14 protein-coding genes are annotated in these 15,797 nt (G+C 69.2%); 2 read left to right on the top strand and 12 right to left on the bottom strand.

The window, feature by feature from the left end; translation table 11 throughout:
- Positions 1-3 precede the first annotated feature (3 nt).
- The 4 genes from queA to ACULPM_RS02330 form a co-directional block, all read right to left on the bottom strand.
- Positions 4-1,170 carry a tRNA preQ1(34) S-adenosylmethionine ribosyltransferase-isomerase QueA gene (queA, locus tag ACULPM_RS02345; protein ID WP_445331229.1) on the bottom strand — a complete coding sequence of 389 codons (1,167 nt, stop codon included), beginning with the start codon at positions 1,168-1,170 and terminating at the stop codon, positions 4-6.
- 354 nt (positions 1,171-1,524) lie between these two features.
- A complete protein-coding gene (locus ACULPM_RS02340) occupies positions 1,525-2,499 on the bottom strand; it encodes a magnesium transporter CorA family protein (protein ID WP_445331230.1) in 975 nt (324 codons plus the stop codon).
- A gap of 100 nt (positions 2,500-2,599) precedes the next feature.
- Entirely contained in the window at positions 2,600-3,322 is a 723-nt protein-coding gene (locus ACULPM_RS02335; RefSeq protein ID WP_445331231.1) for an epoxyqueuosine reductase QueH, read from the bottom strand.
- Between the two features lie 98 nt (positions 3,323-3,420).
- Complete coding sequence (locus ACULPM_RS02330; protein ID WP_445331232.1) at positions 3,421-3,951, bottom strand: DUF3267 domain-containing protein; 531 nt, start codon at positions 3,949-3,951, stop codon at positions 3,421-3,423.
- A gap of 165 nt (positions 3,952-4,116) precedes the next feature.
- Here ACULPM_RS02330 and ACULPM_RS02325 point away from each other — a divergent pair, with 165 nt between their 5' ends.
- Together ACULPM_RS02325 and ACULPM_RS02320 are read left to right on the top strand one after the other, a co-directional pair.
- On the top strand, positions 4,117-6,144 hold the full coding sequence (locus ACULPM_RS02325) for a class I tRNA ligase family protein (protein WP_445331233.1): 2,028 nt from the start codon (positions 4,117-4,119) through the stop codon (positions 6,142-6,144).
- A gap of 405 nt (positions 6,145-6,549) precedes the next feature.
- The gene (locus tag ACULPM_RS02320; RefSeq protein WP_445331234.1) at positions 6,550-8,043 is read left to right on the top strand and encodes an alpha/beta fold hydrolase; all 1,494 of its coding nucleotides are present in this window, start codon (positions 6,550-6,552) and stop codon (positions 8,041-8,043) included.
- A gap of 165 nt (positions 8,044-8,208) precedes the next feature.
- Here the strand turns inward: ACULPM_RS02320 and ACULPM_RS02315 are convergent, their stop codons facing one another.
- The 8 genes from ACULPM_RS02315 to ACULPM_RS02280 all read right to left on the bottom strand — a co-directional run bounded on the left by ACULPM_RS02315 (position 8,209) and on the right by ACULPM_RS02280 (position 15,509).
- The gene (locus ACULPM_RS02315) at positions 8,209-9,600 is read right to left on the bottom strand and encodes an ATP-binding protein (RefSeq protein WP_445331235.1); all 1,392 of its coding nucleotides are present in this window, start codon (positions 9,598-9,600) and stop codon (positions 8,209-8,211) included.
- A gap of 51 nt (positions 9,601-9,651) precedes the next feature.
- Positions 9,652-10,332, bottom strand: a complete 681-nt coding sequence (locus ACULPM_RS02310) for a response regulator transcription factor (protein WP_445331236.1) — start codon at positions 10,330-10,332, stop codon at positions 9,652-9,654.
- 38 nt (positions 10,333-10,370) lie between these two features.
- The gene (locus tag ACULPM_RS02305) at positions 10,371-11,066 is read right to left on the bottom strand and encodes a phosphate signaling complex PhoU family protein (RefSeq protein ID WP_167929557.1); all 696 of its coding nucleotides are present in this window, start codon (positions 11,064-11,066) and stop codon (positions 10,371-10,373) included.
- Positions 11,066-11,860 carry a phosphate ABC transporter ATP-binding protein PstB gene (gene pstB / locus ACULPM_RS02300; protein ID WP_167929556.1) on the bottom strand — a complete coding sequence of 265 codons (795 nt, stop codon included), beginning with the start codon at positions 11,858-11,860 and terminating at the stop codon, positions 11,066-11,068. Before pstB ends, ACULPM_RS02305 begins: the two co-directional genes overlap by 1 nt.
- Positions 11,861-11,871: 11 nt before the next feature.
- Entirely contained in the window at positions 11,872-12,678 is an 807-nt protein-coding gene (locus ACULPM_RS02295) for a phosphate ABC transporter ATP-binding protein (RefSeq protein ID WP_445331237.1), read from the bottom strand.
- Entirely contained in the window at positions 12,675-13,604 is a 930-nt protein-coding gene (gene pstA / locus ACULPM_RS02290) for a phosphate ABC transporter permease PstA (RefSeq protein WP_167929554.1), read from the bottom strand. Before pstA ends, ACULPM_RS02295 begins: the two co-directional genes overlap by 4 nt.
- Complete coding sequence (gene pstC, locus ACULPM_RS02285) at positions 13,597-14,496, bottom strand: phosphate ABC transporter permease subunit PstC (RefSeq protein WP_445331238.1); 900 nt, start codon at positions 14,494-14,496, stop codon at positions 13,597-13,599. The genes pstA and pstC overlap by 8 nt, the downstream gene beginning before the upstream one ends.
- A gap of 71 nt (positions 14,497-14,567) precedes the next feature.
- Positions 14,568-15,509 carry a phosphate ABC transporter substrate-binding protein PstS family protein gene (locus tag ACULPM_RS02280; RefSeq protein WP_167929552.1) on the bottom strand — a complete coding sequence of 314 codons (942 nt, stop codon included), beginning with the start codon at positions 15,507-15,509 and terminating at the stop codon, positions 14,568-14,570.
- Positions 15,510-15,797 lie beyond the last annotated feature (288 nt).

The following is a 15,797-nucleotide window of genomic DNA, read 5'->3' as shown; positions in this document are numbered from 1 at the left end:
GCCCTACTCGATCAGCATCGCGTCGCCGAAGGAGAGGAAGCGGTAGCGCTCCTCGATGGCGGCGTCGTAGGCGGCCATGATCTGGTCGCGCGTGGCAAAGGCCGAGACGAGCATCATGAGCGTCGAGCGCGGCACGTGGAAGTTCGTGATCATCGCGTCCACCACGTGGAAGTCCGACCCCGGCATGAGGTAGAGGTTCGTGGTGGCGTTCTCGCGCGCCACGATGTCGCCCGTTCCGGCGGCACCCTCGAAGCGGCGCGCGGCCACGGGCGGCTCGCTCGGCGCGGTGCCCTCCTCCCAGGCGCTCTCCAGCGAGCGGACCGAGGTGGTCCCCACGGCGATCACGCGACGGCCCGCGGCCTTGGTGGCGTGCACGGCGTCGACGACCTCCTGGGGCACGTGATAGCGCTCGGTGTGCATCACGTGCTGCGTGGGGTCGTCCTCGGTGACCAGGCGGAAGGTGTCGATGCCCACCTCGAGCTCCACCGTCGCCCAGCCCACGCCCTTCTCGCGAATCCGCTCGATGAGCTCGGGCGTGAAGTGGAGGCCTGCCGTCGGCGCCGCGGCGGAGTGCTCCTCGCTCATGGCGTAGACGGTCTGGTACTTCTCGGGGTCGCCCTCGTACTGGATGATGTAGGGAGGCAGCGGCACGTGGCCGGCGGCGTGGATCGCCTCGTCCAGCGTGCGCGGCGTGCCGTCGTCCTTCTCGCCCGCCGGCGAGAAGCGCACGAGGCGGCCGCCCTTGCTGCCCTCGACGAAGTCGACGATCTCCCCGGTGAGCACGACCGGCGCCGACTCCGGGGCGTGCAGGCCGCCGGCGCGGTACTCGATCACGATGCCCGGCTGGCGCAGGCGCTTGCCGGGGTTGACCAGGCACTCCCAGACGCCGCCGAGCGGGTCCACGTCCTCGCGGCGCTTGAGCAGCAGCGTCTCGCAGACGCCGCCCGTGCCGCGCTTGCGGCCCACGAGGCGCGCCGGCATGACGCGCGTGCGGTTTGCCACGAGCAGGTCGCCGGGCTCGAGGTAGTCGAGGATGTCCGCGAAGCGACGGTGCTCGACGGAGCCGTCCTCGCGGTGCAGCACGAGCAGGCGGCAGGAGTCGCGCGGCTCGGCCGGAGCCTGGGCGATGAGCTCGTCGGGAAGCGGGTAGTCGAAGTCGTCGGTGCGCATGGGTTCCTCCTTGGTCCAGCGCACTACGATAGCACGCGCAGGGCGCCCGGCGTGAGGGCCCGGCGCTCAAACAGCTTCGCGCGCACAGAACGCGCGTCGAGCGTGGAAAAGGGACAGGCACTTTTCCACGCAGACAGCTTCGCACGCACAGAACGCGCGCTGCAGAACTCGCGGAGGACCCTCACTCCGGGCGCCCTGCCCGCCGCCGCAATCCTGGGCGGACCGGACGGGGCGCTCTCAATGTGGGGCGGGCACTCCCGGAGAGCACTCGATGCGCCCGAGGCATCTACCTGCAAATTTGAAGAGCGCACTCGCGAGTGCCCCCAACGAGTGCGGCCTGCATGGGAAACGCCGCTAGTGCCAGAGGCCCTTGCGATTGAAGATCCAGGCGGCCACGAGGCAGCCGGCCACGGCGAGCAGGAGCGGGAACGCCCAGTTGTCGAGCAGGGGCACGCCCTCGAAGGGAAGCCCCACGTTCATGCCGTAGAAGCCGAAGACGATGTTGGGGATCGCCATGACGATCGTGATGACCGAGAGCACCTTCATCACGATGTTGAGGTTGTTGGAGATGATGCTCGCGAACGCGTCCATGGTGCCGGAGAGGGTGCCGGAGTAGATGTTGGCCATCTCGATGGCCTGGTGCACCTCGACGAGCACGTCCTCGAGCAGGTCCTGGTCGTCCTCATAGAGCGGGATGATGCGGCCCTGGGCGATCTTGTTGAGCGTCACCTCGTCGGACTTGAGCGACGTGGAGAAGTACACGAGCGACTTCTCGAGGTTGAGCATCTGGATGAGCTCCTCGTTTCGCACGGAGGCATGCAGGCGGGCCTCCGTGCTGGAGGAGAGGCGGTCGATGCGGCGCAGGTAGACGAGGTAGAGCTGCGAGATGTGCAGCAGCATCTGCAGCAGGAAGCGCGTGCGGTAGCGCGTGTCCACGTTGCGGACGCGACCGCCCTTGAGGTCGTCCACGACCTCGTTCTCGTTGATAGAGATGGTCACGAACATGCCCTTCTCGGGCAGGAAGATCATCGTGAGGGGCATGGTGTCGTACGTGAGCGGGAGCGAGGTGCGCGCCGCGGTGCCGTCCTCGTCCACGACCGGGTAGTCCACGATGACGAAGATCTGGCGCGCGTCCTCGTCGTAGTCGATGCGCGAGGTCTCCTCCTCGTCGAGGGCGGAGCGCACGAACTCCGGCAGGACGCCGATCTCGCGCTCAAGCCAGGCGCGCTCCTCCTCCGAGGGCGCCACGGCGTTGATCCAGCACCCCGGACACGGGGCCTCCGCTCTCGTAATGGTTCCGTTTGCGCCGGTCATCAGGCACTCGATCATTTTTCCACCGTCCTTCTCGCGAATCGGGTCCGTCGGGCCCTATCACGGTAGCCCAATCGGGCGCGAGGGGCGGGGCGGGGCGACCGCCCTTGTCAAATCCTTACACGCACGGCCGTCGACGAGGCGTCTGATTCTCTCGCGGGCACGGCCCGGCGTGCAAAAGTGACTGTCCCCTTTGCACGGTCCCCTTTTGGGCCTTGGCGCGCTTTCGGGCGTCGCGGGCCTCGTGGCGCTCGATGGCGGCCTCGGCGGCGGAGAAGCGGCAGCCGCAGTAGTTCTGACGATACATTCCCAGCTCGCGGGACTCGCGCGTGGCCTCGGGGTAGAGGGGGCGGAAGTCGCGCCACACGGGGATGAGCCCGTAGCGCGGGGCCGTCGCGCGCAGGATCTCCCCGCAGGCGTCGAAGAGCTGGTACGGGGAGACCACGAGCGTCGTGGACACGTACGCAAAGCCCCGGTCGCGCCCCACACGGCACGCCTCGGCGAGCCGCAGCGCGTAGCACGCCCGGCAGCGGCGCTCGCGGTCGAAGCCGGCGGGCGCGGCGGCGCGCTCCCAGGCGGCGCGGTCGTCCCCCGCCACGATGACGTCCACGTGGGCGACCTCCTCCGCCCAGGCGCGCAGCGTGTCCAGGCGGCGGCGCCACTCGGAGACGGGCTGGATGTTGGGGTTAGTCCAGCAGATCGTGGGCTCGAAGCCCTCCTCACGCAGCAGCCTCACCGGCTCGAGCGAGCAGGGGCCGCAGCAGGCGTGCAGCAGCAACGGCACGCGCTCCCCCGCCGCGCCCGCCCCTCCGATTGTCGGTGATTTTTGCAGTGACCCCATGACACCCCTCCTCCGCGCGCTCGAAAAGGCCTGCTCAAAAAATGCCATCTAGGAGATAGTACTTGAGGCGCGCCGCGAAAATCACCGACAATCGCGGCTCAGCCCTCGGCGAGCAGGTCCAGGCCGACGTCCGTGTCACGGACGTGCGTGCACCCGGGCTCGCGCAGGGCAACGGCGGCCATGATGAGGTCCCCGGCGCAGCCGGAGAGGTGAACGCCCACGAGGAGGACGGCGAGCGCCGGGCGGCCCGCGCAGAGCGCCGCCGCCGCAAGCGCGCCGGTAACCAGAATCGCCGGGGCGAGCAGGACCGCCACCATGCGCCCGCGGGACGTCACGGCACCGTCGGTCTTGGTGTAGAGGAAGGCGTCCTGGAAGCCGAAGCTCACGCGGCAGCCCGGACAGAGCAGCCTGAAGCCCGCGGCATGCACGAGCTCGTGGACCGGGAGCGCCACGAGCGTGCCCACGGCGAGCGCAACCCACCACCACACGTCGACCCGCTCGTCGCCACGCACCGCGGCAACGGCCACGGCGAGCGCGATCGCCGCCACGACGAGCACGAGCGAGAGGCGCCCGACGCGTCGCTGCAGCCCCTCGTCCCCCAGGATGTCTATGCGCTCCACGAGTCTCATGGCACCCATTCTAGACGAGCCCGCGCGCCCGGGGACGGCACCGCCTAAAAGGGGCCTGGCCCCTTTTAGGCAAGGACGAGCCCGCGCGTCCGGGGACGGCACCCGTGCGCCCGAGCGTGAGAAGTGCGAGAATGGGATGCTGCAACCGAGCAATAAGGAGCGCCCATGCCCGAGACCAGCTCACGCCCGAGCTTCCCCCGCCGCGCCGTCATCACCGGCGGCATGCCCTACGGCAACAAGAACCTGCACTTCGGCCACATCGGCGGCGTCTTTGTGCCCGCCGACTTCTTCGCGCGGTTCCTCCGCGACCGCATCGGGCCCGAGAACGTGCTCTTCGTCTCCGGCACGGACTGCTACGGCTCCCCCATCGCGGAGGGCTTTCGCAAGAAGGTCGAGAACGAGGGCTACACGGGCACCATCGAGGACTACGTTCGCGCCAACCACGACGCGCAGAAGGCGGCCCTCGACGCCTATGGCATCTCGCTCGACCTCTTCGCCGGCTCCGGCCTGGAGCCCGCGCGCGAGGTCCACGCCCGCCTCACCGACGAGCTGATCCGCCGCCTCCACGAGCGCGGCTACCTCCACCGTCGCACCACGCGCCAGTTCTATGACGTCGAGGCCGGGACCTTCCTCAACGGCCGCCAGGTGCAGGGCCGCTGCCCCGTGCGAGGCTGCAAGTCCGAGAAGGCATACGCCGACGAGTGCGACCTCGGCCACCAGTTCGACCCCGAGGAGCTTATCGCCCCCGTCTCGCAGCTCACCGGCACCACGCCCGAGCTGCGCCCGGTCGACAACTGGTACTTCGACCTGCCCGCCTTCCGCGAGGAGCTCGAGCGCCTCATGGACGAGTGGGACGTCGACCCGCAGGTGCGCGCCGTGGTCACCAAGACCGTGCGCGAGAGCCTCGTCGACCCCGTGATCTATATCCAGACCAAGTTCCGCGAGGCCTACGACGCCGTCGCCGCGGAGCTCCCCGAGCACGTGCTCGCGGAGGCCGAGAAGGGCCAGCAGTCCTTCTCGCTCACCTTCTCCGGCTGGGAGGCGCGCGACGAGGCGCGCGAGAAGCTCGACGCCGCCGGCGTGCGCTTCCGCACGGGCAAGTGCCTGCTGCCGCTGCGCATCACCGGCAACATCGAGTGGGGCGTGCCCGCGCCTGACCTCGAGGGCAGCTCCGGGCTCACCGTGTGGGTGTGGCCCGAGAGCCTGTGGGCGCCCATCTCCTTCACGCAGACGGCGCTCGGCCTCGCCGAGGACGGCCGCTACTCCAGCCGCGACTGGCGCGACTGGTGGTGCTCCGAGGACGCGCGCGTCTACCAGTTCATCGGGCAGGACAACATCTACTTCTACTGCGTGGCGCAGCCGGCGCTCTGGGAGGCGCTCGGCTGGGGCCTCACGCAGGACGTCCCCGTTGCCAACTACCACATCCTGTTCATGAACAAGAAGGCCTCGAGCTCCGGCAAGATCACCCCGCCCATGGCCGCCGAGCTGCTGGAGCACTACACCCCCGAGCAGCTGCGCGCGCACTGGCTGTCCCTCGGCCTCGACCAGAAGGCCGTCTCCTTCAACCCCAAGGCGTTCGACACCTCCGTCAGCCACAAGGACAAGAAGACGGGCGAGGACGTGCTCGTGCGCGATGACCCGCGCGTGGTGGACCCCGCCCTCAAGGAGAGCGCCTTCCTCACCAACATCTTCAACCGCCTGGCGCGCTCGTGCTTCTACGGCGCCGCCAACGTCTGCGACGCTCACCTGCCCTCCGCGACGCCGTCCGCCGAGGCCGTGGAGGCAGCGCGCGAGGCGACGCTCGAGTTCGAGCGCCGCGCCTACGAGTTCGACGCCCATGGCGCGCTGGCAGTGGCCGAGGAGTTCTGCCGCGCGGCCAACAAGCGCTGGGACGAGGCGTCCAAGTCCGCAAAGGGCGACGACGCCGCCTACGAGGCCGCGCTCGCCGACGCCTTCGTCGCACTGCGCACGACGGCGCTGCTCATGCACCCGGCCGTGCCCGCTGGCTGCGAGAGGATCTGCGAGCACATGGGCTTCTCGCCCGAGCTGTTCTTCTCGTGGGGGCACGCCCTCGAGGGGCCGGTCGAGCTGGCGGCCTCGCTCGGGGAGGCGCCCGCGGAGCACAAAATCGTGCCGCTGCCGCCGCGCTTCGACTTCTTCGAGAAGCACCCGTCGCAGGTCAAGGGAAAGTAACGAGAAGAACGGGCGGTCTGCCGCCCCGTCCGCGCAAAGCGTCGCGACGCCCCCGCAGCCTCATCCTGCGGGGGCGTCGCGACGCTCTTCTCACCAGTTCTGTCGCAAAGGCCCCGCAGCGGCGCTCCGCGGGGCCGTCGCGACGCTCTTCTCGCCAGTTCTGTCGCCAATCCCCCGCAGCACCGCTCCGCGGGGGCGTCGCGACATTTGGCACGGGAGGAACGTCGCGAATCCCCCGCAACTCAACTCCACGGGGCCGTCGCGACGTTCTTCGCGGACGGGGCGTCGCCAATCCCCCGCACGCCGGTCCTGCGGGGCCGTCGCGACGCTTTCCGCCGAGCCGCGGCAGGGCGGGCGCAGCAGGCAGGCTATCATGTTCGAAGGCCAACAGGAGAAGGAGCCCCCATGCCCGTCGAGTTTCCGCCGGTACACGTCCCGCGTCCGTACGCACTCCCGCAGACCGCGCTCGCGGCGCGCGTCGAGTGCCCGATGCCCGACGGCGCCACGATCGTGGCCTGGACCTATGCGCCCGAGGGCGCGGCGGACGCGCCGGGCACGCCCTTTGGCATCGACCTCGCCGTGCCGCCCGTCCTCATGCTGCATGGCAACGGCGAGGAGCACGGCATCTTCGGCCCCGTGATCGACGCCGTCTGCGCAACCGGCCGCTCCGTCGTGGCGCTCGACTCCCGCGCGCAGGGCGCGAGCACGCGTGGCACGGCGCGGCCGCTCACCTACGAGCTCATGGCGGCCGACGCCATCGAGGCCTGCGCTCGGCTGGGCGTGGGGCAGGCCCACGTGCTCGGCTTCTCCGACGGCGGCATCCTGGGTCTTCTCCTTACGCGCGACTGGGGAGACCACGTCCTCAGCCTCACCGCGCTCGGGGCCAACCTCACCCCGGCGGGCCTGCCGAAGGAGGACACCGACTGGATGGCCTTCGCCGCGGCCGAGAACCGCCGCTGGGCCGAGGAGGGCTTCGAGGGCGCCGCGCTCGAGGACGGCACGCCGGTGCCCTCCCCCGCCGAGTCCGCGCAGATCGCCGAGCTCCTGCAGCTCATGGTTGAGAACCCCCAGATAGACGCAGCCTCGCTCGCCTCCGTGAGCTGCCCCGTCACCGTGATGGTCGGGGAGTTCGACGAGATCCTCCCCGAGGAGACGGACCGCATCGTGGCGGCGATCGCCGGCGCCCGCAAGGTGGTGGAGCCCGGCATCGACCACAACCTGCCCAAGATGGCGCCCGCCGCCGTGGCGCGCGAGCTTTTATCCACGATCGAGAGGGACGACGTGCGACACCCCCGTCGCCCGATCGAGATGCCCGCCGGCCTCGCCGTCTGCCGCATCCCCATCTCCGGGCTCTGGGCGGAGAAGCTCGACGAGCTCTACCGGCGCGTGGACGCCGAGCCCGGGACCTCGGGCTGGGTTCAGGACGTGTGGCCGCCCGTCGGGATGGCGGCGGAGCTCCTGGCGGCGGGCGCGTACTGGGGCGCCTTCGACGCCGCCGGCGTGCGCGACGGCAGGCCCGCGGACGACGCCGCCCTTCTCGGCGCCGTGGCCGTGAACCACGACGCGGACATGGGGGACGGCAACGCGCCCGGGCACGGCTCCGGCCTCGGCGGCCCCTCCTGGGAGAGGCGAGCCGAGAAGGACGTGGCGTGCTGGCACCTCCTCGCGGCAGACCCCGCCGCCCGCGGCCGCCACGTGGCCGACGCCCTTCTCGTCGCCGGCGTGCGCGGCGCGCGGGAGATCGGCGCCCGCGCGGTGCGCCTCAACACGAGCGTGGCCAACGTGCCCGCAAACGCGCTCTACGCCAGCCGCGGGTTCACGCGGCACCGCCCGCTCTGGCTCCCCTACCCGGGGCTGCCCCTGCCCGGCTGGACCAACCTCTGGGAGCTGGAGCTCTAGCGCGTCCGGAGGCGCCCGCCTCTCGCGGCCCCGACTTCTCCGCATCAAATCTGGCCGCGGATTTCTGGCACTTTGGGACCCGTTTTGAGCCAGGAAAGTGCCGGAAATCCGCAGCCAGATTTGATATTCGCTCCCCAACCGGGGCGCGTGGCGAGAAGGACGCGCCTACTGCCTGGGGAACGTCACCGTGATCGTGGTGCCCTTGCCGACCGTACTGTCGAGCCGGATGTCCGCACCGTGGTAGGTGGCGGCGTGCTTGACGATGGCCAGGCCCAGGCCCGTTCCGCCCATGTCGCGGCTCCGCCCCTTGTCCACGCGGTAGAAGCGCTCGAAGACCTTGTCCTGCGCCTCGGGCGGGATGCCGATCCCGGTGTCGCTCACGCGCAGGCAGGGGCGGCCACCCTGCGGCAGCACCCACACGAAGACGCGCCCACCCGGGTGGTTGTAGCGGATGGCGTTCTCGATGAGATTGCTCACGAGCTCGTCGAGCAGGCGCGCGTTGCCCATGATGGGCGTGGAGACGCCGGAGAGCGAGATCGTGACCTCGTACTTGCGCTGCGCCCTGCCCCGCAGGCGCTCCACCGCGTCGGACGCGACGGAGAGGAGGTCCACGCGCTCGGCGGCACCGAAGACCTCGCGGTCGCCCGAGCGCTCCGACTCGTCGAGGCGGGAGAGCGTGAGGATGTCGCTCACCAGGAGCGACAGGCGGTGCGCGTCCTTGTAGATGCGCCCGGCGAAGCCCTGGACGTCCTCGGGACGGGCGATGCCGTCGCGGATGAGCTCGGCGGCGCCCTGGATGGAGGCGATGGGCGTCTTGAGCTCGTGCGTCACGTTGGCCGTGAAATCGCGGCGCATGTCGGCCGCGTCCTGAATGGCGTTCATGCGCTGAACGAGCTCCTTGTGCTGCTCGTTGAGGCGGCTCACGAGCGGGTCGAGCTCCTCGTAGGGCGCCACGCCGTCGCCGGAGGCCGGGTCGATCTCGAGGATCGGGCGCACGAAGCGCCGGGAGAGGCGGCGTGAGACCACCCAGCTCGCCCCCACGAGCAGGACGGCGAGCCCGCAGAGCATCGCCAGGTCCTGGAAGAGGAAGGCGACGACCCCGGCGCGGTCCACGGACAGGCGGACCACCTCGCCGGACTCGAGCCGCACGGCCTCGTAGAGGCTCATGTACCCGACGGTGTCGCTCGAGCGCTCGGAGGAGCCCGCGCCCTCGGCGAGCGCTGCGGCCACCTCGGGACGCTCGGCGTGGTTGGGCAGGGCGGCGGCGTCGGCGCCCGAGTCGTAGGTGACGGTCCCGTCGGGGCTGACGAGGGTCACGCGGATGTCCCCCATGTCCAGCTCGCCGAGGACGGTCGTGTCGTCCTCGGCGAGGTCCAGCAGCGAGGCGATGGTGCGGCACTCGCTCGCGAGCTGCTCGTGCTCGTCGGAGAGGAAGGCGGACTGATAGATGAGGGAGGCCGCCGCGGTAACCGCGACGGCCACGAGGGCGCACGCCACGACGAGCGCCACGAACATGCGATGCGAGAGCGAACCCTTTGCCCCGGGCTCCCGAGTCATGGCACCCCTCCTCAGATCATGACGAACGACCCGGACACCTCTGTCAGGTTATCACCCGCGGGCGCGGTAGCCCACGCCGCGGACGGTCTCGATGAGGTCCGAGGCGTCGCCGAGCTTGGCGCGGATCTGCTGCACGTGGACGTCCACGGTGCGGGAGCCGCCGTCGAAGTCCCAGCCCCAGACGCGCTGGAGGAGCGTCTCGCGGGAGAACACCACGCCGGGAGAGCGCATGAGGAACTCCAGCAGGTCGAACTCGCGCATGGTGAGCTGCACCTCCTGGCCGTCGACCGTCACCTCACGGCGGTCGGGCCAGAGGGTGACGCCACCGATCGTGAGCGCGGCGGGCTCCTCCCGCACCGCCTGATCGCGGGCGGCGCGTCTCAGGAGGGCGCGCGTGCGGCTCACCATCTCCATCATGCCGAAGGGCTTGGAGAGGTAGTCATCGGCGCCGGAGTCGAGCGCCTTCACGGTATCAAGCTCGGTGTCCTTGGCGGTGAGCATCATGACGGGCACGTGGGAGAGGCCCGGGGTCCGGCGCAGGCGCGCCAGAATCTGGAGGCCGTCGGTGTCGGGCAACATGATGTCGAGAAGGACGGCGTCGGGCGTGCGCTCGGCGCAGGCGCGGCGGAACTCGGCGTCGTCGGCGCAGCCGCGCGCCTCGATGCCGCCCTGGCCCAGCGCATAGACCGTGAGCTCACGGATGTTCTTGTCGTCCTCGACGTAGTAGACCACGCTGCCCGCCTTCCCCATCGCGTCCTCGACTCTCGATTCTACTGCTCCGCGGGAGCCTGCTGCTGGCTCGCCTTCTCGGCGACGGTATGCTCCCCCGTCACGCGGAAGACAGCCCAGGCGGCGATGCGCTTGGCGAGGTCTCCCATGCGCTCGAAGTACTTGGCCACCATGAGCAGCTCGGGCAGATACTGGGCGGAGGACTTGCCGTCGCGGATGAGGCCCACGAGCTTCTCCTCCGCCTCGGCGTAGAGGTCGTTCACGGCCGTGTCGGCCTCCATGACCTGCTGGGCCTTCTCCACGTCGGAGGTGCAGAAGGCGTCGACGGCCTTGTCAACCATGTTGGCCGCGTAGGCGGAGAGCGTCGTGAACTCCTTCTCGAGCTTCTTCGCGGCCTTGGCGGGGATGTCCTCGGCCAGGAAGACCGCGTCGCGCGTCATGGAGTCGATGTGCGAGAGGTCGCTCACCATGCGGAAGGATCCCGAGACGAAGCGCAGGTCGACGCCGATGAGCGGCTGCTGGAGCAGCATGATGTCGAGACAGGTGTTCTCGATCGCGGAGCGCAGGCGGTCCTCCGCCTTGCGGCCCTCCATGACGCCCTCCGCGGCGCCCCTGTCCCCCGTCACGGCGAGACCGGCGGCGCGGACGTCCGCCACGGTCTTCTCGCTGAAGCGGCGGATGAGGACCTCGACCTCGTTGAGCTGGTCGGTGAACTTGGTGCGGGTGCTGATGACCATTAGCTGAACCTCCCTGAGAGATACTCTTGCGTGCGCTGCTCCCTGGGGTTGCCGAAGAGCTCGCGCGTGGGGCCCTCCTCGATGAGCTCGCCCAGATAGAAGAAGGCGGTCTTGTCGGCCACGCGGGCGGCCTGCTGCATGTTGTGGGTGACGACGACCACGGTGTGGTCGGTGGCGAGCTCGCTCATGAGCTGCTCGACCATGCTCGTGGAGATGGGGTCGAGGGCGGAGGTGGGCTCGTCCATGAGCAGGATGTCCGGGTCGGTGGCGAGGGCGCGGGCGATGCAGAGGCGCTGCTGCTGGCCGCCGGATAGGCCCAGGCCGCTCTTGTTGAGGTCGTCCTTGACCTCGTCCCAGAGGGCGGCGCGCGTGAGGCAGCGCTCGCAGATCTCGTCGCCCTCGGACTTGGAGATGCGGCGCTGGCGCCTGGGGCCGTAGAGGATGTTCTCGCGGATGCTCATGGGGAACGGGTTGGGGTGCTGGAAAACCATGCCCACGTAGACGCGCAGGGCGTTGGAGTCCATCTGGAAGATGTCCTGGCCGCCGAACTCGATCGTGCCCTCGGTGCGCACGGACTCGACGAAGTCGCACATGCGGTTGAAGGTGCGCAGCAGCGTGGACTTGCCGCAGCCGGAGGGGCCGATGAAGGCCGTGGCGCGGTTCTTGGGAATCTCGAGGTTGACGCCCTTGAGCGCCTGGAAGTCGCCGTACCAGAGGTTGAAGTCGCGGACGCTGATGGCCGTCTCCGCGCCCTCGATGCCGCGCTGGGCGTTCTGGGTGTTATCCGTGTCCATGATGCCTCCCATCAGCCGAAGCGGCCCGTAAGGTAGTCGACCAGGCGCTGGTCGTGCGGATCGGAGAAGATCTGCTGCGTGGTGCCCGTCTCCACCATGTCGCCCACGTAGAAGAAGGCGGTGCGGTCGGAGACGCGCGTGGCCTGCTCCATGTTGTGCGTGACGATGATCTCGCAGATGCCGCTCGAGGCGATGTCGCGGATGGTCTCCTCGATGGCGAAGGTGGAGATGGGGTCGAGCGCCGAGCAGGGCTCGTCGAAGAGGACCACGTCGGGCTTCATCGCGAGCGTGCGCGCGATGCAGAGGCGCTGCTGCTGGCCGCCGGAGAGGGCGTGGGCGGACTGGCGCAGCTTGTCCTTGACCTCGTCCCAGAGCGCCGCCTGCCGAAGCGACGTCTCCACGAGCTCGTCCTCCTCGGCCTTGGTCCTCACGCGGCCGTGCTTCTTGGGCGCGAAGAGGATGTTCTCGCGGATGGACTTGCGGAAGGGCGTGGGCTGCTGGAAGACCATGCCGATGGACTTGCGCAGCTCGAAGAGGTTCTCCTTGGGCGTGTTGATGTCATGCCCGTGATAGTAGATCTCGCCGCCGATGGAGCACTTGGGGATCTCACGGTTCATGAGGTTGAGGCAGCGCAGGAACGTGGACTTGCCGCAGCCCGAGGGGCCGATGAGGGCCGTGACCTGGCCGGCCTCGAAGGTGAGCGAGGTCTTGTGGAGCGCCTCGTGCGTGAGGTCGTAGGTGACGGTCACGTCCTTGGTGCGCAGCAGCGGCACGTTCTTCTCGCCGGTCGGGGCTGCCGGGGTGATGGTGTCGGTCATTCTGCGGTCAGCCTCCTCGAGAGGAGCTTGCCGAGCAGGCGGGCAAGCAGGTTGAACAGGAGCACGCAGGCGAGAAGGACCGTCGCGGTGCCCCAGACGATCTCCGTGGAGCCGGCCGTGGGCTCGGAGGTGAGTCGCCAGATGTAGACGGCGAGCGAGCAGGCCGGGCGGAAGATGTTGAACGGGCAGGTGGGGCTCACGAAGTTGAACGGGTTCGCGAAGTTCAGGCGCGCCGGGGCGGAGCCCGCGGTGAAGATGAGCGCGGCGGCCTCGCCGAACACGCGGCCGGCGGAGAGCACGATGCCGGTCACGATGGCGGGCATGGCGGCGGGGAGAAGGACGTTGATCGTGGTCTCCCAGCGTGTGAGCCCCATGGCGAGCGCGGCGTCACGCTGGCTGCGCGGAACGTCCTCGAGCGCCTGCTGGATGGTGCGCACCAGGATGGGGATGTTGAACATCGTGAGCGCGCACGCGCCGGCGAGGATGGAGATCTTCCAGCCGAGCGTCACCACGAAGAAGAGGGAGCCGAACATGCCCACCACGATCGAGGGCAGCGAGGAGAGCGTCTCGATGGCCGTCTTGGCCGCCGAGGTGACCCAGTTGTCCGGCGCGTACTCGACGAGGAAGATGGCCGCGCCGAGCGAGATGGGGACCGAGATCACGAGCGTGACGAGCAGCAGGTAGAACGAGTCCCACAGCTGGTAGACGATGCCGGGGAGCACGTCGTCGTTGTAGGGGTTGGTGAGGAACCCCGGCGTGAGCGCGCGCCCGGCGCCGCGGACGAGGATGTAGGCGATGATCGCCACGACGAGCAGCATGACCAGGCCCACGATGACGGTGAGGACGCCGGTCGCGACCTTGTCCTGGGAGTTGATGCGCTTGACGTGGGCGTCCAGGGAGAGCGCGCGGCTGTTCTCGCTAGCCATTGGCCTTCGCCCCCTTCCGGCCGATGAGGTGGATGATCAGGATGAAGACGAGCGACATGGCCAGAAGGATCAGGCCGAGCGACCACAGCGCGTGGTAGTAGACCGAGCCGGAGGTCGCGTTGGAGAGGCCGGCGGTGAGCGCGGCCGTGAGCGTTGAGGCCGGGTCGAGAAGGCCGGTGGGCATGGAGCGCTCCACGCCGCCGATGACCATCTGGACGGCGAGGGTCTCGCCGAAGGCGCGGGTCATGCCCAGGATGACGGCCGTCATGAGCGAGGGCGTGGCGCTCTTGAGGACCACGTGCCAGACCGTCTGCCAGCGGGTGCAGCCGAGGGCGTAGGAGCCCTCGCGGTACTGGTTGGGCACGGCGCGCAGCGCGTCCATGGAGAGCGTGGTGATCGTCGGCAGGATCATGATGGCGAGCACGAGCGAGCCGGAGAGGATGCCCGCACCGGTGGGCGCCGCCTCGCCGAAGACGGCCTTGATGAGCGAGTTGATCACGTAGAGGCCGAGCACGCCGTAGACGACCGACGGGATGCCCACGAGAAGCTCGATGAACGGCTGGAAGACGCGGCGGCCGAAGCCGGGGGCCACCTCGACGACGAAGATCGCGGAGCCGATGGCGACGGGCAGGGCGAAGACGGTCGAGAGCAGCGTGACGGCGAAGGAGCCCACGATCATCGGGAGGGCGCCGTAGCGCTCCTGCTCGGGGATCCAGTTCTGGCCGAAGAAGAAGTCAATCGGGTTGATGCCGTCGACGAAGAACGTGGTGAGGCCCTGCTGGGCGACCATGAAGATCAGCGTGACGACGACGAGGGCCACGAGCGCGACGCAGAAGCCCGTGATCCCCAGTCCGATGTTCTCGAGCCTCCGCTTGGGCATGAGGTTTGCCATATGGAGGAGCCTTTCTCATAGCGCGGCGGCATCCCGCAGGGGGATGCCGCCGAAGGGAGGGAGAATCCGTGCTAAGCGGCGGTGATGTTGCCGTCGGCGTCCTTCTTGACCTGCATGTCGGTCATGGGGATGAAGCCCTCCTCCACGACCGTGGCCGCGAAGTCCTCGGACATCATGAACTCGATGAAGGCCTTGGTCACGGCAGCCGTGGACTCGTCCTCGTCCTCGCGGGTGTACATGTGCTCGTACGCCCAGATGGTGAAGTCGCCGGACTCGACGTTGGCCTGCGTGGGCTCGACGCCGTCAACGGTGAGGGCCTTGACGCCGTCGTTCTCCATGTAGTTGAAGGCCACGTAGGAGATGGAGCCGGCGGTGGCGGCAACCTGCTCCACGACGGTGCCCGAGGAGTCGACCTCGGCGACCGGGCGGAAGCTGTCCGGGGCGACCTCGCCGCCGAGGACGGCGGCCTCGAAGGTGGCGCGGGTGCCGGAGCCGGCCTCGCGCTGGATGACCTGGATGGTGCCGGCGGTGCCGCCCACCTCGGACCAGTCGGTGATCTGGCCGAGGAAGATGCCCTTGAGCTGGTCGAGCGTGAGGTCGTCGACGTCGACCTCGGCGTTCACAATCGGGCCCATGCCCACGATGCAGACCTGGTTGTCGACGAGGCCCTCGCACTGCTCGGGCTCGAGCTTCTCCTCGGCGTAGACGTCAGAGCGGCCGATCTGGACGGAGCCCTCAGCGATCTGGGAGAGGCCCTGGCCGGAGCCGCCGGCGGAGATGGCGATGGAGACGTCGGGGTTGGCCTCGCAGAAGGCGTCGGAGGCCTTCTCCACGAGCGGCTGGAACGAGGTCGCGCCGGAGCAGGAGATGGAGCCGACGAGCGCGGCCTCGCCGGAGGCGTCGCCCTCGGGGGCGGCGTCACCGGACCCACCGCAGCCGACGAGGCCGAGACCGGCCACGGCGGCGACGGCGCCCGAGAGGCCGAGGAACTGACGACGAGAGATATCAGACATGGTTCTCCTTCCCAAGGATGTGGGCCTGGGGTCCCCGACCCCGGCCGTGTCAAGTGCATCCTAGGGCGGCGCGTTCTTCTCCCCGCTCTGATCGGCCATCTCTTACGGGGGGCTGACGGCGGCTTACATTTGACTTACAAACGCTGGGGTGTTTGTAAGCTCGCGCCGAGGCGAGCTTACAATTGCCGCCGAGCTGGGGCTTCTCTCTTGGCGCGCCTTACAAACGGCGCCGACCGTGGAAAAATTGCCGTCCCCCCTTCCCACGTTATTTGAAAGGGGGACAGAAGC

It is taken from the genome of Thermophilibacter sp. ZX-H3, assembly GCF_052599055.1.
This window is presented reverse-complemented; position numbering and strand designations above follow the sequence as displayed.